Annotated in this window: 20 protein-coding genes; 12 read left to right on the forward strand and 8 right to left on the reverse strand. The window is 61.3% G+C overall.

The annotated features are described in order from the left end of the window. Positions 1-253: 253 nt before the first annotated feature. The 12 genes from HX899_RS13395 to trxA all read left to right on the forward strand — a co-directional run bounded on the left by HX899_RS13395 (position 254) and on the right by trxA (position 17,990). The gene (locus tag HX899_RS13395; protein WP_197725694.1) at positions 254-988 is read left to right on the forward strand and encodes a response regulator transcription factor; all 735 of its coding nucleotides are present in this window, start codon (positions 254-256) and stop codon (positions 986-988) included. A gap of 185 nt (positions 989-1,173) precedes the next feature. Next, positions 1,174-2,964, forward strand: coding sequence for a sensor histidine kinase (locus HX899_RS13400; RefSeq protein WP_017989882.1), 1,791 nt, complete (start codon positions 1,174-1,176; stop codon positions 2,962-2,964). Further along, positions 2,961-3,413, forward strand: a complete 453-nt coding sequence (locus HX899_RS13405; RefSeq protein WP_138389321.1) for an HPr kinase/phosphorylase — start codon at positions 2,961-2,963, stop codon at positions 3,411-3,413. Before HX899_RS13400 ends, HX899_RS13405 begins: the two co-directional genes overlap by 4 nt. A gap of 148 nt (positions 3,414-3,561) precedes the next feature. Then, positions 3,562-3,963, forward strand: a complete 402-nt coding sequence (locus HX899_RS13410) for a PTS sugar transporter subunit IIA (RefSeq protein ID WP_003544139.1) — start codon at positions 3,562-3,564, stop codon at positions 3,961-3,963. A 9-nt stretch (positions 3,964-3,972) separates the two neighbouring features. Beyond that, positions 3,973-4,248 carry an HPr family phosphocarrier protein gene (locus tag HX899_RS13415; protein WP_138389322.1) on the forward strand — a complete coding sequence of 92 codons (276 nt, stop codon included), beginning with the start codon at positions 3,973-3,975 and terminating at the stop codon, positions 4,246-4,248. Positions 4,249-4,406: 158 nt separating this feature from the next. Continuing rightward, complete coding sequence (ahcY, locus tag HX899_RS13420) at positions 4,407-5,807, forward strand: adenosylhomocysteinase (protein ID WP_003544127.1); 1,401 nt, start codon at positions 4,407-4,409, stop codon at positions 5,805-5,807. A 203-nt stretch (positions 5,808-6,010) separates the two neighbouring features. Then, positions 6,011-8,596, forward strand: coding sequence for a PAS domain-containing sensor histidine kinase (locus HX899_RS13425; RefSeq protein WP_181292647.1), 2,586 nt, complete (start codon positions 6,011-6,013; stop codon positions 8,594-8,596). Further along, positions 8,593-10,110, forward strand: coding sequence for a tRNA (adenosine(37)-N6)-threonylcarbamoyltransferase complex ATPase subunit type 1 TsaE (gene tsaE / locus HX899_RS13430; RefSeq protein ID WP_138332001.1), 1,518 nt, complete (start codon positions 8,593-8,595; stop codon positions 10,108-10,110). The genes HX899_RS13425 and tsaE overlap by 4 nt, the downstream gene beginning before the upstream one ends. A gap of 13 nt (positions 10,111-10,123) precedes the next feature. Then, positions 10,124-10,855: a nucleotidyltransferase family protein gene (locus HX899_RS13435; RefSeq protein WP_138332000.1), complete on the forward strand. Its 732-nt coding sequence runs from the start codon at positions 10,124-10,126 to the stop codon at positions 10,853-10,855. 3 nt (positions 10,856-10,858) lie between these two features. Further along, positions 10,859-14,050 (forward strand): double-strand break repair protein AddB, encoded by a 3,192-nt coding sequence (gene addB / locus HX899_RS13440; protein ID WP_138331999.1) that lies wholly within the window; start codon positions 10,859-10,861, stop codon positions 14,048-14,050. Continuing rightward, a complete protein-coding gene (addA, locus tag HX899_RS13445) occupies positions 14,043-17,594 on the forward strand; it encodes a double-strand break repair helicase AddA (protein ID WP_181292648.1) in 3,552 nt (1,183 codons plus the stop codon). Before addB ends, addA begins: the two co-directional genes overlap by 8 nt. Positions 17,595-17,669: 75 nt before the next feature. Further along, positions 17,670-17,990, forward strand: coding sequence for a thioredoxin (gene trxA, locus HX899_RS13450; RefSeq protein ID WP_003544118.1), 321 nt, complete (start codon positions 17,670-17,672; stop codon positions 17,988-17,990). Positions 17,991-18,060: 70 nt separating this feature from the next. On the opposite strand, the gene HX899_RS13455 is transcribed toward trxA, so the two are convergent. From HX899_RS13455 to phaZ, 8 genes are all read right to left on the reverse strand, one after another. Next, positions 18,061-19,413, reverse strand: coding sequence for a folylpolyglutamate synthase/dihydrofolate synthase family protein (locus HX899_RS13455; protein ID WP_029874597.1), 1,353 nt, complete (start codon positions 19,411-19,413; stop codon positions 18,061-18,063). Between the two features lie 27 nt (positions 19,414-19,440). Next, positions 19,441-20,346: an acetyl-CoA carboxylase, carboxyltransferase subunit beta gene (gene accD, locus HX899_RS13460; RefSeq protein ID WP_181292649.1), complete on the reverse strand. Its 906-nt coding sequence runs from the start codon at positions 20,344-20,346 to the stop codon at positions 19,441-19,443. A 39-nt stretch (positions 20,347-20,385) separates the two neighbouring features. Beyond that, positions 20,386-21,225, reverse strand: a complete 840-nt coding sequence (gene trpA, locus HX899_RS13465) for a tryptophan synthase subunit alpha (protein ID WP_029874599.1) — start codon at positions 21,223-21,225, stop codon at positions 20,386-20,388. Positions 21,226-21,228: 3 nt separating this feature from the next. Continuing rightward, complete coding sequence (gene trpB / locus HX899_RS13470; RefSeq protein ID WP_003544114.1) at positions 21,229-22,449, reverse strand: tryptophan synthase subunit beta; 1,221 nt, start codon at positions 22,447-22,449, stop codon at positions 21,229-21,231. Between the two features lie 2 nt (positions 22,450-22,451). Then, a complete protein-coding gene (locus tag HX899_RS13475) occupies positions 22,452-23,120 on the reverse strand; it encodes a phosphoribosylanthranilate isomerase (protein ID WP_138331995.1) in 669 nt (222 codons plus the stop codon). A 178-nt stretch (positions 23,121-23,298) separates the two neighbouring features. After that, positions 23,299-24,057 (reverse strand): M48 family metallopeptidase, encoded by a 759-nt coding sequence (locus HX899_RS13480; RefSeq protein ID WP_138331994.1) that lies wholly within the window; start codon positions 24,055-24,057, stop codon positions 23,299-23,301. 107 nt (positions 24,058-24,164) lie between these two features. Continuing rightward, positions 24,165-24,599: a DUF2852 domain-containing protein gene (locus tag HX899_RS13485; protein WP_181292650.1), complete on the reverse strand. Its 435-nt coding sequence runs from the start codon at positions 24,597-24,599 to the stop codon at positions 24,165-24,167. Between the two features lie 145 nt (positions 24,600-24,744). Beyond that, a partial coding sequence (gene phaZ, locus HX899_RS35060; RefSeq protein ID WP_246697104.1) for a polyhydroxyalkanoate depolymerase occupies positions 24,745-25,513 on the reverse strand: 769 nt, incomplete at its 5' end.

Here is a 25,513-nt window from a genome sequence, read left to right on the forward strand (position 1 = left end):
CTTGAGAAAATGCAGTGATATCAAACAATTAATCGATTTAAATTTATCGTCCTAATTTTAAATCGTTTGAATAGATCGCGTTTAAAGATTCGGACGCACTACCTAAGATTGCTCGCGAATTTTACGACAATCTTCCCCTTTATCTTTGCCACAATTTGTTCCACCTTTATCCTCCATAAGCGCATCCGGTCACTGAGACCGCCTGGGGAGAGCAAATCCGGGAGATTGCGCACTGATGACGGAGACCAACACCATGCCGACAATCGCGCTCGTTGATGACGACCGCAACATCCTCACCTCGGTGTCGATCGCACTGGAGGCTGAAGGATATAAGGTCGAGACGTATACGGACGGTGCTTCGGCGCTCGACGGCCTGCTGGCGCGACCGCCGCAGCTGGCGATCTTCGACATCAAGATGCCGCGCATGGACGGCATGGAACTGCTGCGCCGCCTGCGGCAGAAGTCGGACATCCCGGTCATCTTCCTCACCTCCAAGGATGAGGAGATCGATGAACTCTTCGGCCTGAAGATGGGTGCCGATGATTTCATCACCAAACCGTTTTCGCAGCGTCTGCTGGTGGAGCGCGTGCGCGCCGTCCTGCGTCGCGCGTCAAGCCGCGAAGCCGCTGCTGCCGGCACGAGCCCCACTGGCGCCCCGAAGACCGGCGCAGTGCAGCAGGCCCGCTCGCTGGAGCGCGGGCAGCTGGTCATGGACCAGGAACGCCACACCTGCACCTGGAAGGGTGAGGCAGTGACGCTGACGGTGACCGAATTCCTGATCCTGCATTCGCTGGCGCAGCGCCCCGGCGTCGTCAAAAGCCGCGACGCGCTGATGGACGCAGCCTATGACGAACAGGTCTATGTCGACGACCGGACCATCGACAGCCACATCAAGCGGCTGCGCAAGAAATTCAAGATGGTCGACAACGACTTTGATATGATTGAAACACTCTACGGAGTGGGATACCGCTTCCGCGAAGCAGCCTGAGCCCCGAGCGGCGCAGCGCGCTCCTGCATAATTTCCTAAATCGGCATCGATTTAAGGATTTAATTATGCAGCAGTTCAAAATGTCACAGCGTCCTTTGCGCGTCTGAGAAGACCCGCGGCGCTGTCGGAAATGTTGAGGGCTGCGGGCCGGTCCATCCGGCCCCGCCCTTCGAAAGGGCCTGTCATTGGCACAGTTGGTGCAGGAAAGGGATCTGGACGATGCGGAGGGCGTGAGCACCCGTCGCGTCCGAGGCCGCCGTTGGTCGCATCCCTTCACCCTGATCCGCCGGATCTTCGGCAATGCCGTCTTTTCGAGCCTGACACGGCGCATCCTGTTCTTCAATCTCGTCGCGCTGGTGGTGCTCGTCGGCGGCATTCTCTACCTTAACCAGTTCCGCGAAGGATTGATCGACGCTCGCGCCGAAAGCCTGTTGACGCAGGGCGAAATCATCGCCGGCGCCGTTTCGGCCTCCGCGTCGGTCGATACGAACTCGATTACCATCGATCCGCAGAAGCTGCTCGAGCTGCAGGCCGGCCAGAGCATCACCCCGGTGCCGAACGATGAGGACCTTGAATTCCCGATCGATCCCGAAAAGGTTGCGCCGGTCCTGCGCCGGCTGATCTCTCCGACACGCACACGCGCCCGCATCTTCGATGCCGATGCCAACCTGCTGCTCGATTCGCGCCATCTCTATTCGCGCGGCCAAGTGCTGCGCTTCGACCTGCCGCCGGTGGAGGAAGAGAAACAGACCTGGAGCGAGTGGTTCGCCACCCTCTTCAACAAGGCGCTGCAGCCCGGCAATCTGCCGCTCTATAAGGAAGCGCCGGGCGGCGACGGCTCGATCTATCCCGAAGTGATGAACGCGCTCACCGGCGTGCGCGGCGCAGTCGTGCGCACCACCGAAAAAGGTGAACTCATCGTTTCCGTCGCCGTGCCGATCCAGCGCTTCCGCGCCGTGCTCGGCGTGCTGTTGTTGTCGACACAGGCGGGCGACATCGACAATATCGTCCATGCCGAGCGGCTTGCTATCATGCGCGTCTTCGGCGTGGCGACACTCGTCAACGTGCTGCTTTCACTGGTGCTGTCATCGACCATCGCCAATCCACTGCGCCGTCTTTCGGCAGCTGCCATCCGCGTCCGCCGCGGCGCCAAGACGCGCGAAGAGATCCCCGACTTCTCTGCCCGCCAGGATGAAATCGGCAACCTTTCCATCGCATTGCGCGAGATGACGACGGCGCTCTACGACCGCATCGATTCGATCGAGAGTTTCGCGGCCGATGTCAGCCATGAGCTCAAGAACCCGCTGACCTCGCTGCGCAGTGCCGTCGAAACGCTGCCGCTTGCCCGATCCGACGATTCCAAGAAGCGGCTGATGGACGTCATCCAGCACGATGTCCGCCGCCTCGATCGGCTGATCAGCGATATCTCCGACGCCTCCCGTCTCGACGCCGAACTCGCACGCGTCGATGCCGGCTCCGTCGACATGGAGGTGCTGCTGCGCGACCTGATCGAGGTTTCGCGCCAGGTTAGGAGCACCAAGAAGCAGGTGGAAATCGAATATGCGATCGAACGCAAGCCGAACGTCAAGACGCGCTTCGTCGTCAACGGCCACGATCTACGCATCGGCCAGATCATCGCCAACCTGATCGAGAATGCCCGCTCTTTCGTGCCGGAAAAGGGCGGCAAGATTACCGTGCGGCTGGTGCGGACACGCTCGCGCTGCGTCACCACCATCGAAGACAACGGCCCCGGCATCCAGGCGGAAAATATCGACCGCATCTTCGAGCGCTTCTATACGGACCGGCCGGAGGCGGAAGGCTTCGGCCAGAATTCGGGGCTCGGCCTTTCGATCAGCCGGCAGATCGCCGAAGCGCATGGCGGTTCGCTGAGAGCCGAAAACATCACCGATGCCGAGAGCGGGCATATACTCGGCGCGCGGTTCATCCTCTCTTTGCCAATCGGCGCCGCAGCATGACCGAGGCAGGTTTCAACGTCCATGCGACGGCGATCGTCGTCGGCAAGACGGGGCTGCTATTCAGCGGTCCCTCCGGCTGGGGAAAATCGATGCTGGCCTTCACCTGCATGACCGAGGCGCGCCGGCTCGGGCTTTTCACGGCGCTGGTCGCCGACGACCAGGTGCTTCTCTCCGGAGAGGCCGGCGCGGTGATCGCTACATGCCCGCCGTCGATCGCCGGGCTGATGGAGCTTCGCGGCACCGGCATCGTTCGGCAGGACCATATTCCGCGGGCGACCATGCATTATGCCGTGCTTCCTGGCAGCGCCTCCGGTGAAAACCGGGTGCCTCCAGAAGGCGAAACCGTAGGCCTTGCCGCCGGTTTTTCGCTTCCCGCATTGCGGTTGCTCACAGGCGTCTCTTCACCCCTTGCGATCCTGATGGCAAAAGTGCCTGGCATCGGGCACTGAGGCCTTCCGGATTGGTCAATCTGCCTTATATATTCGCATTTTTATCTTGCACTTCGGCTTTTCATAGCCAAGATGTGCCCCCACCGGTGGACGTAATTGCTGCATTGCGATATTGGGGCCACCGTTTGTATATGGGAGCAGTAATATCATGATCGGACTTGTGCTTGTCACTCATGGCAAGCTGGCTGAAGAGTTTCGTCATGCTGTCGAGCACGTCGTCGGTCCTCAGAAATTCATCGAGACGGTCTGTATTGGCCCCGAAGACGACATGGACCAGAGACGGCAGGACATTCTGGAAGCCGTTTCCGGTGCCGATGATGGCCACGGCGTTGTCATCCTGACCGACATGTTCGGCGGCACGCCGTCCAATCTCGCCATATCAGTCATGAGCAGCGGCCATACCGAAGTCATTGCCGGCGTCAACCTGCCGATGTTGATCAAACTTGCCGGGGTGCGCGGCGAGAACAACATGGAGAAGGCGCTGGTCGAGGCCTCCGAAGCCGGGCGGAAATATATCAATGTCGCGAGCCGTGTGCTCAGCGGAAAATAACGGGCATTCATGACATCGCTCTCCCGGGAACTCCTCATCATCAACAAGCGCGGTCTTCATGCGCGCGCTTCCGCCAAATTCGTGCAGATGGTCGAGACCTTCGATGCCGCCATCACCGTTTCCAAGGATGGAATGACGGTCGGCGGAACCTCCATCATGGGCCTGATGATGCTTGCGGCAAGTCCCGGCTCAAGCGTCGTCGTTTCGGCGAGCGGCAGCCAGGCCGAGGAAGCGCTGGAGGCCCTGGACAAGCTGATCCAGAACAGGTTCGGCGAGGAGATATGAGCTCCGATCGAGTTCATATAAACATATAAAGACTTCTTTATATCCTTATTGCTATCACCGGCGAAGCCTGCTAAACGGCGGACATGCCGTGCGCTTGCACGCGGGTCATTTTTCGCGCCTGCGCCAATTTTGAGACGTTTTTCAGCCTGGAGGCCTCTATGAGCACTGAAAAAGATTATGTCGTCGCCGATATCGGGCTTGCGGATTTCGGTCGCAAGGAAATTACGATCGCCGAAACCGAAATGCCGGGGCTGATGTCCTGCCGCACCGAATTCGGCCAGACGAAGCCGCTGAAGGGCGCGCGCATCACCGGCTCGCTGCATATGACCATCCAGACGGCCGTGCTCATCGAGACGCTGGTCGCGCTCGGTGCCGAAGTCCGCTGGGCCTCGTGCAACATCTTCTCGACGCAGGATCACGCCGCTGCCGCGATCGCCGCTTCCGGCGTGCCTGTCTTCGCCATCAAGGGCGAATCGCTCGAAGATTACTGGGTCTACACCGACAAGATCTTCCAGTGGGCCGATGGCGGCCTTTCCAACATGATCCTCGATGACGGCGGCGACGCCACCATGTACATCCTGCTCGGCGCCCGCGCCGAAGCCGGCGAGGACGTACTGTCTCACCCGCATTCCGAAGAAGAGGAAATCCTCTTCGCACAGATCAAGAAGCGCCTTGCCGCTTCGCCTGGCTGGTTCACCAAGCAGCGCGACGCGATCAAGGGCGTCACCGAGGAAACGACGACCGGCGTCAACCGCCTTTACCAGCTCAGCCAGAAGGGCCTGCTGCCCTTCCCGGCGATCAACGTCAACGACTCGGTCACCAAGTCGAAGTTCGACAACAAGTATGGCTGCAAGGAATCGCTGGTCGACGGCATTCGCCGCGGCACCGACGTCATGATGGCCGGCAAGGTTGCCGTCGTCTGCGGATACGGCGACGTCGGCAAGGGTTCTGCCGCTTCGCTCTCCGGCGCCGGCGCCCGCGTCAAGGTGACAGAAGCCGATCCGATCTGCGCATTGCAGGCTGCGATGGACGGTTACGAAGTCGTTCTGCTCGAGGACGTCGTTTCCTCGGCCGATATCTTCATCACCACCACCGGCAACAAGGACGTCATCCGCATCGACCATATGCGGGCGATGAAGGATATGGCGATTGTCGGCAATATCGGCCACTTCGACAACGAAATCGAAGTCGCTGCACTGCGCAATCTCAAGTGGACCAACGTCAAGCCGCAGGTCGACCTGATCGAATTCCCCAAGGGCAACCGCATCATCCTCCTTTCCGAAGGCCGTCTGCTCAACCTCGGCAACGCCACCGGCCATCCGTCCTTCGTGATGTCGGCTTCGTTCACCAACCAGACGCTGGCGCAGATCGAACTCTTCACCAAGCCCGACCAGTATTCCAACCAGGTCTATATCCTGCCGAAGCATCTCGATGAAAAGGTCGCACGCCTGCATCTCGACAAGCTCGGCGTGAAGCTGACTGAGCTTTCTGCGGAACAGGCTGCCTATATCGGCGTCTCGCCGAAGGGCCCGTTCAAGTCCGACCACTACAGATATTGATCTGATCGTTAATATCCACAAGATGTAGAAGCCGCGGCATTGACAAATGCCGCGGCTTATTTTTTGGACGCTCCCTTCCCGCCGATTCCCTTCCGAAGTATTGTTTTAAGACTTGATTCGTGGCGCCGGACCCTGTTCGGCCGCTGCGAAAATGGGATGTCTTGTCGTAATGCGGCACATTGAAGGACGGAGACATACCGCGGATGTCGGAAATAAAAAGCAGCCTGCCCGGTCAGGCGGATGATGGCGCACGCGCCGATCGCCGCCCGCTGATGGCAGGTCAAGGATATAAATCTGCAACGGCACACGAGGCCGTAAAGCAAGAGCGCGGACCATTGGCGCGCTTCCTGAAAAGCTGCGCGGCCGGCACGGCGCTTGCCGCCCTGGCGCGGCCGGCTCTGGCACAGGCGGAGCAGCAGGCGGCGGCCACGGCTCACCTCTTCACATCCTCGCAGGTGATCGGTGTTTCCGTCGTCATCGGCGTCATATCGGCAGCACTGCTGTCGACGCTGTGGCTCGTGCGTCAGCGCGGCAACCTGGAAAACGAAAGCCGAGAAATCCGCTCGGCGCTCTCCGATGCCCAGCAGCGCATTTCGCAATACCAGGCTCTGATCGCCGACAAGAACCGGCGGATCGTCATCTGGGACGGCAATGCACGTCCCGAACTGCTCGGCCAGCTTCCGCCCGAGACCGGCGCACCACAGGACGGCGAATTCCTGGCCTTCGGCCTATGGCTGAAGTCACGTTCGGCTTCCGAGCTGGAAAAGGCGATCGACCGGCTGCGCGACGAGGCGCAGAGCTTCGACATGGTGGTCGAAACCATCCGCGACGAAATCCTCGAGGCGCAGGGCCGGGTTTCCGGCGGGCGGGCCTTCGTCCGTTTCGTGGCGCTCAACAATCTGCGTGCCGAGCTCGCAGAGCTCAGGATCGAGCGCGACCGGCTGATGACCTCGATCTCGGCCTTCCAGACCATGCTCGACGCGATCGACATGCCGGCCTGGCAGCGCGATCCGGTGGGCCGCCTCACCTGGGTCAACCAGGCTTATGGCGAGGCGGTCGAAGCGCGATCGCCGCAGCAGGCGATCAATGAAGGCCGCGAGATGCTGACGACCGTGGCGCGCGAACGCATTCGCGCCACGACGACGCCGGAATCGCCCTTCCACGACAAGATCTCGACGGTCGTGCACGGCAACCGCACATTCTTCGACGTCGTCGACGTCAGGGTTCCCGGCGGCTCGGCCGGCATCGCGATCGATGTGTCCGACATAGAGGCCGTGCGCGCCGAGCTGGAACGGACGCTGAAGAGCCATGCCGAAACGCTCGACCATCTCGCCACGCCTGTTGCCATCTTCGACGGCGAGCGCCGGCTGCAATTCTACAACCAGGCCTTCGTCGCGCTCTGGGAGTTGGATATCGCCTTCCTCGAGGGCCGGCCCGACAATAGCGAGCTGCTCGAGCGGCTGCGGGCGGCCAAGAAACTGCCGGACCAGCTTAATTGGAAAAGCTGGAAGGAAGCCGCACTTTCGGTCTATCGCGCGCTCGACACGCAAACCGATCTCTGGCATCTGCCGAACGGGCAGACGTTACGGGTCTTTGCGACCGCCCATCCGCAGGGCGGCGCCACCTGGGTGTTCGAAAACCTGACCGAGCAGGTCGATCTCGAAACGCGCTACAACACGCTGGTCAAGGTGCAGGGCGAAACGATCGACCACCTTTCCGAGGGTGTGGCGGTGTTCGGTCCTGATGGACGCATCCGCCTTTCCAACCCGGCCTTCCGCGCGCTCTGGGGGATCACCGAAACCGAAGCCAAGCCCGGCACCCATATCCGTGCGCTGGGCGAGGCCTGCGCCCCGTCCTATGATCGGCCGGACGGCTGGAAGACCTTCGCGGAACTGATCACCAGCTTCGACGACGAACGCCGCTCAGGACAGGGAACGCTGGAACTCTTCTCCGGCCTCGTGCTCGACTATGCCGTCATCCCGCTACCGAACGCGCAGACCATGCTGACCTTCGTCAACATGACGGACAGCGTGCGTGCCGAGCGCGCGCTGACCGAGAAGAACGAAGCACTGCGCAAGGCCGACGAGCTGAAAAACGATTTCGTCCAGCACGTTTCCTATGAACTGCGCTCGCCATTGACCAACATCATCGGCTTCACCGATCTCCTGCGCACGCCGGGCGTCGGGCCGCTTACCGAACGGCAGGCCGAATATATCGACCACATCTCGACCTCGTCCTCGGTTCTCTTGACGCTCGTCAACGATATTCTCGACCTTGCGACCGTCGATGCCGGCATCATGCGCCTCAATTATGCGGATATCGATCTCAACGATCTGCTCGACGACGTCTCGATGCAGATTGCCGATCGCCTCCACGAAAGCGGCGTCGCGCTTGAAATCACCGCACCCGCCTATCTCGGCTCGATCGTTGCCGATCCGCAGCGGCTGAAGCAGATCCTTCTGAAGCTTCTGTCCAATGCGGCGAATTTCTCGCCCGAAGGCACCTCAATCTCGCTGGAATGCCATCGCGAAGGCACGGATTTCGTCTTCGCCGTCAGCGATCGCGGCCCCGGCATCTCACCTGATATGATCGCGACCGTCTTCGACCGTTTTGCCACGGGGGCAAAAAGCGGCAAACGCGGCGGCGCCGGCCTCGGCCTCTCGATCGTCGACAGCTTCGTCAGTCTGCATCATGGCGATGTGACGATCGACAGCGAGCCGGGCAAGGGCACGACCGTCGTCTGCCGTATCCCCTCGGTCGATGTCCCGCATTCCGCCGCCGCCGAATGACGACCAGCGATACGATCTCGCTTTTCCTGAAAGACGAGGCGGCTACCATCCGCCTCGGCGAGGACCTGGCGCTGGCCCTGAAGGCCGGCGATTGCCTTGCCCTTTCTGGCGATCTCGGCGCGGGGAAATCCTCGCTCGCCCGCGCGATCCTGCGCGCCATCGCCGATGACGAGGGGCTCGAGGTCCCGAGCCCGACCTTCACGCTGGTACAATCCTACGATCTGCGCATCGCCGTTTCGCATTTCGATCTCTACCGGCTCGGCGATGCCGCCGAACTGACAGAGCTTGGCTTCGACGAGGCCCTGCAGAACGGTATCTGTCTCGTCGAATGGCCTGAGATGGCGGAGAGCGAACTGCCCGCGGAGCGCATCGCGCTGACACTTGAACATGAGGTCAATGGCCGTCGGGCGACAATCAGAGCCGCGGGCGCGCAAAATACACGCATCCGCCGTGTCCTGGCGATCCGCGATTTCCTTGACGGTGCAGGTTATCCCGAAGCGAGACGCCGCTTCCTGACCGGCGACGCCTCGCTGCGCGCCTATGAGGCGATCTATCCGCAAGCCGGGAACCAACGCATCATCCTGATGGACTGGCCGCCGCTTGCTGAAGGCCCGCCGGTTCTCGACGGCAAACCCTATCCCAAAGTCGCGCATCTTGCCGAAAACGCTTATCCCTTCGTGGCGATCGCCGATACGCTGCGCAAGGATGGTTTTGCGGCGCCCGAAGTCTACAAGGTGGATTATAACAAGGGTATCCTGCTGATCGAAGATCTCGGCAGCGAAGGCGTGCTGGATATCCACGGACAGCCGGTTATAGAACGCTATCGCGAAAGCGTCGCCTGCCTGGCCAAGCTGCACGCCCTGAAATTTCCGCAGGACATCCCCGTTGGAAAGGGCCATATCCACCATATTCCTGATTTCGACCGCACGGCGATGAAGATGGAGGTGCGGTTGGTGCTCGACTGGCACCTGCCCTGGAAGCGCCAGGGCGCACCCGCAACGGAAGCCGAACGGGCGGAATATCTGGCGATCTGGGATGCACTCATCGACGAGCTCGCAACGGCCGAGAAGAGCCTGCTGCTGCGCGACTTCCATTCGCCGAACATCATCTGGCGCGAACATGAAAGCGGTATTCGCAAGATCGGCCTGATCGACTTCCAGGACGCGATGATCGGCCCAACGGCTTATGACCTTGCGTCGATCGTCCAGGATGCGCGCGTAACGATCGAGCCGGACCTCTTCCGGCAGCTGATGGATGATTATCTGACGCTTCGCCGCGCGGAGCGCGGTTTCGACGAAGCCGGATTTATGAAGGCCTGGGCGATCATGTCGGCGCAGCGCAATTGCAAGCTTGCCGGTCTTTGGGTGCGCCTGTTGCAGCGCGACGGCAAGCCAGGCTATCTGAAACACATGCCGCGCACGCTTTCCTATCTGAACGTCGCGCTCGAGCATGAAACGCTTGCCCCCTTGCGCGATTGGTGCGCAAGGGCTGGAATAGGCCAGAGCGAATCATAAGTTTCGGATCAGAATGACCATCAGACAAGCCATGGTACTGGCCGCGGGTCTCGGAACCCGCATGCGCCCGATCACCGACAAGATCCCGAAGCCGCTGGTGAAGATCGACGGCAAGCCGATGATCGACTACGCGCTGGATTCGCTGGTGGCGGCCGGCGTCGAACGCGCCGTCGTCAACGTTCACCATCACGCCAACCAGATGCTCGACCATCTCGGGAATTATCGCGGCCTCGACATCGTCATATCGGACGAGCGGGACGCACTGATGAATTCCGGCGGCGGCCTGGCGAAGGGGCTGAGGCTGCTTAACCGCGACAATATCTTCGTCATGAATGCCGATCTCTTCTGGATCGGCGAACAGCCGGGGCGGCCGACGAACCTGGAACGCTTAGCCGGATTCTTCGATGCCAAACGCATGGATATGGCGCTGCTTTGCGTCGGGATCGAGGATACGACGGGTCACAATGGCAAGAACGACTTCAGTCTTGCGGCCGATGGCCGGCTGACGCGTTATCGCGACGATCCGTCCAATCCCGTCGTCTATGCCGGCGCGATCGCCATGAACCCGTCGCTGTTCGACGATGCGCCGAAGGATGCCTTCAACCTCAATATCTATTTCGACAAGGCGATCGCGCGTGGACGGCTTTTCGGCATGGTGCTCGAAGGCCATTGGCTGACGGTCGGCACGCCGGAGGCAATCGGCGAGGCGGAGGAAACGATCCGGCGATTGCGGACGTTTGCTTAAGCCATGGCGGAGCGGCACCAGCCACGCATCCTGACGATCCCGGCGGGCCTCTCCTTCCTGAAAACGCTGGCGACGACAGTTTGCGACGGCCGATTGACGCCGATTTTCCGGCACGACGCCGATGATCCGCTGTCGCTTGCCAAAGTCACGATCTACCTGCCGACCCGGCGCGCCGTGCGTGTGCTGCGTTCTGAATTCGTCGACCTGCTCGGCGGCCGATCAGCGATCCTCCCCGTCATCCGCCCGCTCGGCGAAACCGATGACGATAGCGGCTATTTCGACGAGGCGCTGCCGACAACGATCGATCTCGCCCAGCCGCTATCGAATACCGCCCGTCTGCTGGAGCTTGCGCGTCTGATCCTTGCCTGGCGAAATAAGTTGCCGGAGATCGTCCGCCACATTCACTCGGACTCGCCGCTCGTCGCGCCGGCAAGCCCGGCGGATGCGATCTGGCTCGCCCGCAATCTTGCCGAGCTGATCGATTCCATCGAGACCGAGGATCTCGACTGGTCGGAGCTGTCGAAACTCGATACCGGCGATTATGCCGCCTGGTGGCAGTTGACGGCGGAGTTCCTGCAGATCGCCAGCGCCTTCTGGCCCGAACGGCTTTCCGAACTCGGCAAATCCTCGCCGGCACGGCATAGAAACGCCATTCTGCGGGCCGAAGCAGGCCGGCTTTCGGCGACGAAACCCGCGGGACCGATCATCATCGCCGGTTCGACGGGTTCCGTTCCCGCCACCGCCGATCTCATCGCCGCCGTCGCCCATCTGCCTGAAGGTGTGATCGTGCTTCCAGGTCTCGATCTCTCCATGCCCGAAATGCACTGGCAGATGGTCGCGCCGGAACCGGCGCCCGGCCAACATGCCAATCCCGCAAGCCGGAGCCATCCGCAATATGGCCTGTCACTGCTGCTCAAGCGGCTGAAGCTGACACGCGCCGACGTCACGCTCCTCGACAGACCGGAGGCCGATCTTGACCGGCGGGCCGAAATCCTGTCGCGGGCCCTTGCTCCAGCGGAGGCGACCAGCGACTGGGGAGCGTGGAAGAGCGATCTGCCGGCCGGCGCGCTGTCTTCGGCCTTCTCTGATGTCTCGCTGATTGAAGCCGCCAATGAGCGCGAGGAAGCAACGGCGATTGCCATCGCACTCCGGCTGGCGCTGGAAAGACCGGGACAGGACGGCGAGAGCCGGGCAGCACTCATCACTCCGGACCGCAATCTCGCGCGGCGGGTGATGGCCGAGCTTTCCCGCTTCGGCATTCTCGCCGATGATTCGGCGGGCACACCGCTTTCGGCCATGCCGCAGGGCACCTTGCTGCAATTGCTGCTGGAGGCAGCGCTGCGACCGGGCGATCCGGTGGCAATCATCTCACTGCTCAAACATCCGCTTGCCCGCTTCGGCCTGGAGCGCGGCGCATTGATTTCCGCTACCGAGGCGCTCGAGCTGCTGGCGCTGCGCGGCGGTGTGGCCGAGGTGGATATCAGCACGCTCGAACCTCTCCTCACGCACCAACTTGCCGAACAGGCGCTGGACAGGCACGCGCCGCAATGGCGAAAATCGCTTTCGCCTGAGGCCGCCGACGCCGCATGCGACCTTGCCCGCCGGGTCACACAAGCGACCGAGCCTCTGGCTTCGGCGCTGATGCGGCACCGGCCGGAAGATCGTGGAAGAACAGTGCGCTTCACATTGTCCGAATGGGCCGAGCGCACTGGCCGTTCGCTTGAAGCGGTCGCGGTCGATCCGCAAGGCAATCTCGCCGATCTCTGGTCGAACGAAGCGGGAGACGCCCTCGCCGCCCTGCTCAGTGAAGTGATCGACACGGACGGCCAGATGGAGGCCGACGGACCGCAATGGATCGACATCATGGCAGCGCTCGCCGCCGGTCATGCGGTGAAACCACGGGCGCTCAGCCATCCGAGGCTCTTCATCTTCGGCACGCTGGAAGCCCGCCTGCAGAGCGTCGATACGCTGATCCTCGGCGGCCTGAACGAAGGCACCTGGCCGGGACAGACCGCCAACAACCCCTTCATTCCGCGAATGATGAAGACGGAGATCGGCCTCGAGCCGCCGGAGCGGCGCATCGGCCAGCTGGCGCATGATTTCGAGATGGCAAACGGCACACGCCATCTGATCTATTCGCGCGCGCTGCGCCAGGGCTCGACGCCGACCGTCGCCTCGCGTTGGCTGCAGCGGCTGCTGGCGCTCGGCGGAGAGGCGTTCGAAGCGGAATTGAAGGGACGCGGCAATCGGTTCCTCCAATGGGCCGCTCTCATCGATCGGGGAGATGCTCAGGCGCCGGTGCAGCGCCCCTCGCCGAAACCGCCGCTGGCGCTGCAGCCGAAATCCTATTCCTTCAGCGAAGTCGGCCGGCTGCGCCGAGATCCCTATGCCATCTATGCCCGTCGCATCCTGCGGCTTGACCCCGTCGACCCGTTCAATCGTGATCCAGGGGCGGCCGAACGCGGAACGCTCTACCACGAGATCATCGATCGATTCATCCGCGAGGCTCACATCGCCGGCACGCCGGATGCGGCAGCGGCGATGGAGGCCATCCTTTCCGAGCTTTTCGACATGGAAAAGTTGCCGCCGCATATCGACGCGGTGTGGCGGCCGCGCTTTCGCGCGGTGGCCCGCGTCTTCCTCGAATGGGAGGCCGGACGCCAGCATGGCATCCTGAAAACGCTGACGGAAGTACGGGGCGGCATGGAATTGGAGCCGATCAATATCCGGCTCACCGGCGTTGCAGACCGGATCGACGTCACAGGACCAAACTCGGCCGACATCATCGACTACAAGACCGGCTACAATCCCTCACCGGCGCAGGCACGTGTGCTTCTCGATCCGCAGCTTGCGCTTGAAGCGGCCGCCTTGAGCGCCGGTGCCTTCCGCGATGCCGGCAGCCTCGTGCCGCAGGACCTTCTCTATGTGCGTCTGCGACCCGGAAGCCGCTTCCAAGTCGATACCGTCAACAACGAGAGCTCGGCGCGCAGCGACAAGGCGAAATCGGCGATGGATCTGGCCGCCGAATCGATCGACCAGCTGGTCAAATTCGTGGGGTTGCTGCAATCCAGCGAGAGAGGCTTTACCTCGCGGCTGATCCCGGCCCAGCAATTCGATTTCGGCGGCGACTATGATCATCTCGCCCGCGTCTCCGAATGGTCGACGGCCGAAACCGAAGAGGGCGGCGATGAGTGATGTGACCGCCCTTCCCAACGATGACGATCCGGGCGCCTGGATCGGCTGGACGACGATCCAGCAGGCGATTGCCTCCGATCCGCTGCGTTCAGCATGGGTCTCGGCCAATGCCGGTTCCGGCAAGACGCATGTGCTGACACAGCGCGTCATCCGGCTGCTGCTATCAGGTGCGCGGCCTTCCGCCATTTTATGCCTCACCTACACCAAGGCCGCGGCGTCGGAAATGTCGAACCGCGTCTTCGAACGGCTGGCGGAATGGGTGGTGCTTGACGATGAAGACCTCGGCCGCCGCATCACACAGATCGAAGGCATGGCTCCCGACGGACTGAAGCTTGCCGAGGCACGCCGGCTGTTTGCCAAGGCGCTGGAGACACCAGGTGGACTGAAGATCCAGACGATCCATGCCTTTTGCGAGGCACTGCTGCATCAGTTCCCGCTGGAAGCCAACGTTGCCGGGCATTTCTCGGTTCTCGACGATCGCGCGGCGGTGGCGCTGCTTTCCGATGCGCGCCGGGCACTGCTGACGGCAACCGCGCCGGACGAAGACAGCGCCCTTGCCGAGGCATTCGCCTACGTGCTCAATCTCGGCGACGAATCCGGGCTTGAGAACCTGCTCGGCGACATCGTCGCCAATCGCAATGCCATTCGTCGTTTCACCGCGACGGCTGAACAGCAGGGCGGCGTGGAAATGGTTCTGCGCAAAAGGCTCGGCCTTGCCGTCGGCGACACGGAAGACAGGATCGCGGCGCAATATTGGCCTTTGCCGGAGCTTTCGGGCGGCACGCTGGAACTTTATCTTTCGCTTGCCGACCAGAAGGGCGGTGCCAAGGCGCAGGAGGTTGCCTATGGCCTCAGGCTCGCCGGGCGGGAGCGCGATGACGCAAGGCGCGCGCAATTTCTCGAGAAAATCTTTCTGACCGTGAAGGGCGAGCCCAAGGCGGACTCGCAATTCTTCGTCAAGGCCATGCTTGCCGAGGCACCGCAGCTGGCGAAGGCCATCGCCATTGCCCGCGCGCATGTCGCAGCAAGCCGTGACCGGCTGAAACTGATGCGGATGTACGGCGCCACACATGCAGCGCTCGTGCTCGCCGATCGGCTGAATCACGATTATGACGAGTTGAAGAAGCAGCGCAGCCAGCTCGATTTCGAGGACCTGATCACCCGCACCGCCGACCTCCTGACGAAAAGTGGCGTCGGCCCCTGGATCCACTACAAGCTCGATCGCGGCATCGATCATATCCTCGTCGACGAGGCGCAGGATACCAGCCCGATCCAGTGGAGCGTCATCCAGTCGCTCGCCGAAGATTTCTTCTCCGGCGAAAGCGCCCGGCCGATCGTGCGCACGCTTTTTGCCGTCGGCGACGAAAAGCAGTCGATCTATTCCTTCCAGGGGGCAAGGCCCGAGCGTTTCTCCGAGGAGAGCGACCGAACGCGGCGGCGCGTTTCCGATAGCGGGCAGAGTTTTTCCTCCGTGAGGCTGCCGCTGTCGTTCCGCTCGACCGCCGACGTGCTCGAGGCGGTCGACCACATTTTCAAGACACCCGAAAACGCGCGCGGCCTCAGTGCGGTCGGCGAACCGGTCGTGCATCGTTCCAGCCGCATCGGACATCCTGGCGCCGTCGATCTCTGGGAGATGGTTGCGCCGGAAGCGGTGGTGAAGGAGGAGGACTGGACGGCGCCCTTCGATGCGACGCCGGAAAGCGCGCCGGCCGCGATCCTCGCGCGGCGGATCGCCCATTCGATCGGCACGCTTGTTGGCCGCGAAACGATCGTCGACAAAGGCAAGGAGCGCCTGATCGAGGCCGGCGACATCCTGGTGCTGGTGCGCAAGCGCGACGCCTTCGTCAATGCGTTGACGCGGGCGCTGAAGCGCCGCGGCGACATTCCCGTCGCCGGCGCGGACAGACTGGTGCTGACCAGCCATATCGCCGTGCAGGATCTGCTGGCGCTCGGCCGTTTCCTGCTTCTGCCGGAAGACGACCTTTCGCTCGCCGCCGTGCTCAAGAGCCCGTTTTTCGATCTCTCCGAGGACGACATCTTTGCGATCGCCGCGTTGCGCGGCGACAATGAAAGCGTCTGGAGCCATCTCAAAAGCTTCGCAGCAGACGGCACCGAGCGCTTCCGCGCTGCCGTCGAGAGGCTGGAGCTGTTTCTCCGGCAGTCCAGGAGCCTGTCCGTCCATGATTTCTATGCGCGCGTGCTGGGCAGCTATGGCGGGCGGCGGCAATTCCTTGCCCGTCTCGGCACCGAGGTCAGCGATATTCTCGACGAATTCCTGACCTTCACGCTCGACCATGAGAGCGCCGGCCTTCCCGGTCTGCAATCCTTCATCTCGACGCTGGAACTCGAAGCCCCGGTGATGAAGCGCGAGCAGGACAAGGGGCGCAACGAGGTACGGATCATGACGGTGCATGCCTCCAAGGGTCTTGAAGCACCGATCGTTTTCCTCGTCGACGGCGGTTCGAAGGCCTTCACCCATACCCATCTTCCGAAGCTTCGCCTGATCGAGACCGGCCCAGACGAGCCGCCGATGCCCGTCTGGGTTCCTGTCTCGGATCTTTCCAATTCGCTTACCCAGGATGATGCCGCACGTATCCAGATGCTGGCGGAGGAGGAATACCGCCGGTTGCTCTATGTCGCCATGACGCGCGCCGCCGACCGGCTGGTCGTCTGCGGCTATCGTGGCGTGCGTGTGAACAATGACACCTGGCATATGATGATTTCGACGGCACTGCGCGACGACCATCCGCATGTGGAGGCGACCACATTCTCCGGTCCCGATGGGGAATGGCCGGGCATCAAATGGCGCGTGCCGCGGGTAGAACGAAGCTTCGAGCGTATCGATCGCAGCGAAGAGCGCGGCAGCGAGGAGACCTTGCCGGACGGCCTGTTGCGGCCATTGCCGCCGCAGGCTGAGCTGCCCCGGCCGCTCAGCCCTTCCGGTGCCGGGACGATCATCGATGAAGACGCGGGTGGCCTGCTGGTCGTTTCGCCGCTGTTCGGCGAAAAGGAGCGCAGCGATCGTTCACTGGAGAAAGGCAGGCTGATCCATCGCATGCTGCAGGCGCTTCCCGAAATTCCGCTTGCGGAGCGACCTGATGCGGCGAGCCGTTATGCTGAACGGGCGGCTCGATTCTGGCCGGAAGCCGAACGGCGCAAGCTTGTCGATTCGGTTCTGAAACTATTGGACGAGGAAGGTCTGCAGGCTGTCCTCGGTGCGCAGGCCCAGCCAGAGGTTTCGATCATGGGAACATTGACGCTCGAAGATCGGCGCTATGCCGTCTCCGGGCGCATCGACCGGCTTGCCGTCCTTGCCGATCGCGTCGTCATTCTCGACTACAAGACCAATCGGGTGCCGCCGGCAACGGAGGAGGCTATCCCCTTCGCGCACCGGGCGCAGCTGGCGATCTATCGCGAGATCCTGGCGCCACTCTATCCTGATAGGCGTATCGATTGCATGCTTGTCTATACCGAGAACGCCTCGCTCTTTACACTGAGCGAAAAGGCGCTCTGTTTGGCGCTTGCAGCGGTCAAGACAAAGTGAAATACCGGACATTGAAAATTCGGCACCGCACCATCACATGTGGTTCAACACCCAATTCCGTTAAAGGAGCAGCCCATGGCTACCGTGAAAGTCGATATCAATAACTTCCAGTCGGAAGTTCTGGAATCCGCAGAACCCGTCGTCGTCGATTTCTGGGCCGAATGGTGCGGCCCGTGCAAGATGATTGCACCGAGCCTCGAAGAAATCGCCGTCGAGATGGAAGGCAAGGTCAAGGTCGCCAAGCTGAATATCGATGAGAACCCGGAACTCGCTGCACAGTTCGGTGTGCGCTCCATTCCGACCCTTGCAATCTTCAAGGGCGGCGAAGTTGCCGATATCTCTGTCGGCGCAAAGCCGAAGACGGCTCTGTCGAACTGGATTTCGAGCGCCGCCTGATTGATATCGGCCAACTTATATTACTTGACGAAAAGCCCGGCTCGACCGGGCTTTTTTCATTTCGCAGCCTTCATTTCGGCGGCGTGCCGTTGTCGGCAAGCACGTCACCGACGAGATAGAGAGAGCCGCCGACCAGGATGCGCGGCGGCAATGCCTCTGGATCGAGAACAGCTTTTATCGCTTCCAGCGCATCGCCGACCGTCAACATCGGTTCGGCAACCAAACCGGCATCATAAGCGGCATTTGACAATATTACCGGGTCGATCATCGCTTCGCTGCCGCGGATCGGCACGCAGAAAACCTTCTCGACCAAGCCGGTAAAGGCCTTGAAATAGCCGACCGGATCCTTGGTATTGATCATGCCGGTAATCAGGAAAAGCGGCCGAGACTGGCGCTCCTCGAAATTGGCCATGGCTTCGGCGATCACTTCGCCGGCACCGGGATTATGTCCGCCATCGATCCAGATCTCGGCACCGGCGGGCGCATGCGACAGCAGCCGGCCCTCGCTCAGACGCTGCAGCCGGCCCGGCCATTCGACCGAACTCATCGCCTTTTCCATCATCGTCTCGGTGACCGTGAAACCCGCCGCCTTGACGGCACGAATGGCGGCGGCGGCATTGGCATATTGATGGCGGCCGGGAAGGCGCGGCAGCGGCAGGTCGGCAAGGCCGAACTCGTCCTGGTAGACGAGCCGGCCATATTCCTCATGCGCCATGAAATCCTGCCCGAAGACGGTGCTCGGGCAATGCAGTCGTTCGGCCGTCGACATCAGCACGTCGAGTGCTGCGTCATATTCCTGATGACCGATGACAACGGGAAATCCCGGCTTCATGATGCCAGCCTTTTCGGCCGCGATCAGCTCGACCCTGTCGCCGAGATAGGGCTGGTGATCCAGCGAAATCGGCATGATCACCGAGACGGCCGGATCGGAAATGACATTCGTCGCGTCGAACCGGCCGCCGAGACCGACTTCGATGATCGCGGCATCGGCCGGATGTTCGGAAAACAGGATGAAGGTGACCGCCGTCAGGATTTCGAAGACAGTGATGTGCTGTCCTGCATTGGCATCGGCCACGCGACGCACGGCCTCGGCAAAGACGGCGTCGTCGACAAGCTGTCCGCGTCCGCCCTTGACGCCGATGCGATAACGCTCGTGCCAATTGACGAGATGCGGCGAGGTGTGGACATGGGCGCTGTAGCCGCCGGCTTCGAGCAGGGCGCGGCAGAAGGCGGTGACCGACCCCTTGCCGTTGGTGCCGGCGACATGGATCACCGGCGGCAGTTTCCTGTGCGGATTGCCGAGCACATCGAGAAGACGGGTGATGCGATCGAGAGACAGATCAAAACCCTTGGGATGCAATCCCATGAGCTTGTCGATCTCCTGCGCTGCCTCACTCACCGCGGTTTGGCCTCTGGGTATCAATTCGGCACCCCGCCTGCTTGTCGGTTATCAGGCGCTCGCCGCCAGGGCAATCGCGCCGCCATTGATGTCGTTCGCTGCCGAAACCGGCTTCTTCGTCAGGATCTTCAAGAGGCGCGCCAGCGTTTCCGGAATATCGTGACGTTTGATGACCATATCGACCATACCATGCTCCAGCAGGTATTCGGCGGTCTGGAAGCCTTCGGGCAGTTTTTCACGCAACGTCTGTTCGATCACGCGCTTGCCGGCAAAGCCGATTTCGGCGCCGGGCTCGGCCAGATGAATATCGCCAAGCATGGCATAGGAGGCCGTGACGCCACCCGTCGTCGGATTGGTCAGCACGACGATATAGGGCTGGCCGGATTCTTTCAGCATGTCGACGGCAACGGTCGTGCGCGGCAGCTGCATCAGCGACAGGATGCCTTCCTGCATGCGTGCCCCGCCGGAAGCGGGGAACATCACCAGCGGGCACTTTTCAGACGTCGCACGCTCGAAAGCCTTGACGATCGCCTCGCCGGCGGCCATGCCGAGCGAACCGCCGATAAAGTTGAATTCGTGCACAACGGCCACGAGTTTCAGTCCTTGCACCTTTCCGACACCGGCGAGGATCGTATCCTCTTGTTCGGTCTTCAGGCGGCTGTCGCGCAGGCGATCGCTATATTTCTTCGAATCGCGGAACTTCAGCGGATCCTGCGCGACCTTCGGCTGCGGCAGCGATTCGAACTCGCCATTGTCGAAAAGATCGATAAGGCGCGCTTTGGCCGGCATCTTCATGTGATAACCGGACGCCGGAATGACCCATTTGTTACCTTCCAGGTCCTTGTGGAAGACCATCTCGCCCGTTTCCGGGCACTTGATCCAGAGGTTCTCTGGCACTTCGCGACGGCCCAGCATGGAATTGATCCGCGGGCGAACGTAGTTGGTGATCCAGTTCAACTCGAATACTCCTGATAAACTTTTTCCAGTGTGGGCAAACTATTCGGCAGCAACAAGGCGCGCCGAACGTGTTCCCGTGGAAAGGCCGCGCACGAGCGTGGCAACCGCCTGAACGGTGTCCGCCGTTGCCTTTCCGTCATGCGTCAAGCTGGTCGCAACCTGATTGACGATCGCGGTGCCGACGACGACGCCGTCGGCCGAACCGCCGATGACCTTTGCGTGTTCCGCCGTCTTGACGCCGAAGCCGACGCAGACGGGCAGCTTGGTGTGCTGCTTGATGCGCTCGACCGCGCCCGAAACCAGCGACGGATCGGGCAGCGCCGAACCGGTGATGCCGTTCATCGAGACGTAGTAGACGAAGCCTGAAGTGTTCTTCAGGACCTTCGGCAGGCGCTTCTCATCCGTCGTAGGCGTCGCCAGGCGGATGAAATTGATGCCTTTGCGGATAGCCGGAATGCAGAGCTCGTCATCCATCTCGGGCGGCAGGTCGACAACGATCAGGCCGTCGATACCGGCAGCGAGCGCGTCGTCGAGGAATTTCTCGACGCCGTAAATATAGATCGGGTTATAATAACCCATCATCACGATCGGCGTCGCATCGTTCGTCTTGCGGAAATCGGCCGCCAGCTGCAGCGTCTTCTTCAGCGTCTGGCCGCCTTTCAGCGCCCGCTGACCGGCCAGCTGGATCGCCGGGCCGTCGGCCATCGGATCGGAAAAGGGCATGCCGAGCTCGATAATGTCGGAGCCTGCCTCCGGCAGCGCCTTCATGATGCCGAGCGAGGTGTCGTAGTCGGGATCGCCGCCCATGAAATAGGTCACAAGTGCCGGACGGCCCTCGGCCTTCAGCTCGGCAAAGCGTTTGTCCATGCGTGCGGTCATGTCTTACAGTCCCATTCCCAGAATCTTGCCGACGGTGAAGATATCCTTGTCGCCGCGGCCGGAGAGGTTCATCAGGATGATCTCGTCCTTGCCCATCGTCGGGGCGCGTTTGATCACCTCGGCAATCGCGTGCGAGGGCTCGAGCGCCGGGATGATGCCTTCGAGGCGGGTCAGGGTCTGGAAAGCCTCGAGCGCTTCGTGATCCATGATCGGCACATAGTCGACACGGCCGGTATCGTTCAGCCAGGAATGTTCGGGGCCGATGCCGGGATAATCGAGACCGGCCGAAATCGAATGGCCTTCCTTGATCTGACCGTCACCATCCTGCAGCAGGTAGGTGCGGTTGCCATGCAGCACGCCTGGCGAACCGGCGGTGATCGAGGCGCAATGTTCGTCGCCCTGCAGACCCTTGCCGCCGGCTTCGACGCCGACGATCTTGACAGAGGGATCATCCAGGAAAGGATGGAAAATGCCGATGGCGTTCGAGCCGCCGCCGACGGCAGCGATGACGAGATCCGGAAGACGGCCTTCGGCCGCCAGCATCTGCTCTTTCGCTTCGATACCGATCACCGACTGGAAATCGCGGACCATCTCCGGATAGGGATGCGGACCGGCTGCCGTTCCGATCAGGTAATAGGTATCCTCGACATTGGTGACCCAGTCGCGAAGCGCCTCGTTCATGGCATCCTTCAGCGTACCGCTGCCTGCCGTGACCGGTTTGACCTCCGCGCCGAGCAGCTTCATGCGGAAAACATTCGGCGCCTGACGCTCGACGTCGGTGGCGCCCATATAGACGACGCAGGGAAGGCCAAAGCGGGCTGCAACGGTCGCGGAGGCGACGCCGTGCTGGCCGGCACCGGTTTCGGCGATGATGCGGGTCTTGCCCATGCGCTTGGCGAGCAGGATCTGGCCGATGCAATTGTTGATCTTGTGCGAGCCGGTGTGGTTCAGTTCTTCGCGCTTGAAATAGATCTTCGCGCCGCCGAGTTCGGCTGTCAGCCGCTCGGCGAAATAGAGCGGGCTCGGGCGGCCGATATAATGCGCGCCGAGATGTTTCAATTCGGCCTGGAATGCCGGATCGTTCTTTGCCCTGTTCCACTCGTCCTGCAGGTCGAGGATCAGCGGCATCAGCGTTTCGGCCACGAAACGACCGCCATAAATGCCGAAACGGCCATCTTCATCGGGGCCGGAACGGAAGGAATTCGGTTTAGGCGTCTCGTTCACTCTCAACTCCCTGAGGCCATCATCGGCGTATTCGCCTTTTCGACCGCGTCAAAAAATTCATCGATCTTCGCGACACTCTTCACGCCAGGCGCAGTTTCGACTCCCGAGGAGACGTCGATACCCGGTGCCTTGGTGATGAAAAGCGCTTCCGCGACATTGTCCTTGTTCAGCCCGCCGGAAAGCATGTAGTCGACGCTGCCGTCAAGCCAGCTGAGAAGGCTCCAATCGAAGGAAATACCGTTGCCGCCAGGCAGTTCCGAACCCTTCGGCGCTTTGGCGTCGAAGAGGAAACGGTCGGCGATGCCGATATAGGCCTCGACGCGCTTCAGGTCGTCTGCCGTGCGTACCGAAAAGACCTTCATCACAGGCAGACCATAGACCGCCTTTATGGTCAGCACATGTTCGGGGCTCTCATTGCCGTGAAGCTGGAGTATATCCGGCCTCAACAACGACACGATCTCGTCGAGTTCGTCATTGGTCGGATCGACGACGACAGCGACGATTTTCGCCTTGCCACGCGCAGGTTCCGCAAGTTTTGCCGCCAGGTCCGGCTCGATATAGCGCGGGCTCTTTTCGAAGAAGATAAAACCGATATGGGTCGCGCCGCGCTTCAGCGCGCGATCGACAGCCTCAGGCGTCTTCAAACCACAGATCTTGATATCCGGTCTCATGGCAGCGAAGTGACACGAAATGCGGAAAGAGTCGAGCCAATTTGCGACGGACACTGAATTTAGCGCGGCTCTCGGCTAGAGTGCCGCGCATGCAAAGGACGCACTAGGGACGCTCTATCACTTTAAATCTGCGCATAATGCTTTCCGAAAAATCGATTCCGATTTTCGGGGTTATGCGCTAGTCGAAATCGATGGCATGCAACTGGCTGCCATGCCGCTTGAGCCAGGACTTCGCTTCCTCCATACCGGGGCAAAGCTTACGGCAGAGAGCCCAGAAGTGCGGGCCGTGGTTCATTTCCTTGAGGTGGGCGACCTCATGGGCGGCGAGATAATCGATCACCGAAGGCGGCGCCATGACGATACGCCACGAAAAGCTCAGATTTCCCTCCGACGAGCACGAGCCCCACCGGCTGCGGGTATCCTTCATCGAGATCGAGCGGATCGGCGCTCTGATCGTTGCTGCATGCATCGTCGCCAGTCTTGCGAGATCGGCGCGCGCCTCCTTCTTGAGAAAGGCCGCAATGCGCCGTCCGACATGTTCCGGCATGCCGCTGACGCGCAACACCGGGATGCCGTCTATGGAAACCGCCTCCGTCAGCCCGCGCAAGCTGCCGCTGTGCTGGATGCGATGGGAAACGCCGCGAAGGAGGATTTCGCCGCCGTCACGCAGGCCGGTATCGGTCGAAAACTTGGCAAGCTTGGTGAGTAGCCACCCCTGGTGACGATCGAGGAAAGCATTGACCTCACGCGCCGCAAGGCCTTTCGGCACCGTCATCTTCAAGGCGCGGCCACCCGGTTCGATGCGCAGCGTGATGCGTGTCGCCCGGTCGTGCTGCTTGATCGTCAGCGGCATGAGCCGGCCGGCGACATCGAGCGTCCGCATTTCGGGCGGAGCCGGCTTTCGCGCCTTCGACCTTGTTTTCAGAAGCGAGAACATGCGTGTTTTCTATACGATTCGCCGGCAAATCTAAATGATCGCCGGAAGGGCAGACGTGGAAAAACCGGCATCGCGAGATGCCGGTCATCAATTCATCGTTCAGGCGTTTACGGTGTCTGGTATTCAGCGATCGGGCCGTTGTCATCGCGCTTGGCGTTTCTGCGGTCGCGCATGAAACGGTCGAACTCTTCCTGATCCTTGGCGCGGCGGAGCTCGCGCAGATAGGAGTCGAATTCCTCGCGCATTTCGTCAAGCTTGCGGCGCTCTTCCTCCATGCGGTCGAGTTCGGCCTTGCGCCAGTCGTCAAAGGCGACGTTGCCGGTCGAAAAATGCGGGCGGTGACGGCCATGCGGGCGGCGGCAGGAGGCAAAGAAGCCATCGGTCGCCTGGTTGACGTCACGCTTGAAGCCGCGCAGACGGTCGCCGAAGATGATGTAGGCAAGCATGGCAAGACCCAGAGGCCAGAAAACCATGAAGCCGAGAATCATCAGGGCAATGGTAGCCGGAGTCCAATCCGGTCGAAGCAATGCTGACTGGTTCATCGTGCGGGTATCCCTCGCTTTCCGCGCCCGGTAGAATACCGAACGCTGAAATCGATGTGGTTACCGCAATAACCGCCTTCAAGACGATTGCCCGCGAAATCGGACAAGGCCTTGAATCCGTTTTGCTAATTCAGCTATCCCTGATTCAGCCCGCCCGGCCGCCCTTGATGACACGCGGGACCGGAGGCTTAACGGCAGAACGCGAATGCTGGCGGACGAAATCGATGATGCGCGGCGCGATCTCGCGGCGGAAACGCGAACCATTGAAAACACCATAATGGCCGACATCCGGCTGAAGATAGTGCATGCGCATATCTTCGGGAATGTTCACGCAGATGGTCTGCGCCGCCTCTGTCTGGCCGACCCCCGAGATATCGTCATTCTCACCTTCGACGGTCAGCAGCGCCACGTTGCGAATTGCCGCCGGATCGACGCGTTTGCCGCGATGCATCAGTTCGCCCTTCGGCAGCGAATGCTTGATGAAGACCTCCTCCACCGTCTGCAGATAGAATTCGGCGGTCAGATCCATGACGGCGAGATATTCGTCGTAGAAATCGCGATGTTTTTCCGGCTCGCCGTCGTTCTTCACAAGATGCATGAAGAATTCCTTGTGCGCGACGAGGTGGCGATCAAGATTCATCGACATAAAGCCCGAGAGCTGCAGGAATCCCGGATAGACCGGGCGCATGAAGCCCGGCTGCGGCCAGGGCACATTCATGATGACATTGTCGGAGAACCACTGCAGCGATCGCTCCTGGGCGAGCTTATTGACCGCCGTCGGGTTGATGCGCGTGTCGATCGGGCCGCCCATCAGCGTCATCGACGCCGGCGAAAGCGGATCCCTGGCTTCTTCCATCACGGCAGCGGGTGCCAGCACCGGGACGGAAGGCTGGCAGACGGCGATGACATGCGTG

It is taken from the genome of Rhizobium sp. WYCCWR 11146 (assembly GCF_013591995.1).
Taxonomy (GTDB): Bacteria; Pseudomonadota; Alphaproteobacteria; order Rhizobiales; family Rhizobiaceae; genus Rhizobium; species Rhizobium indicum.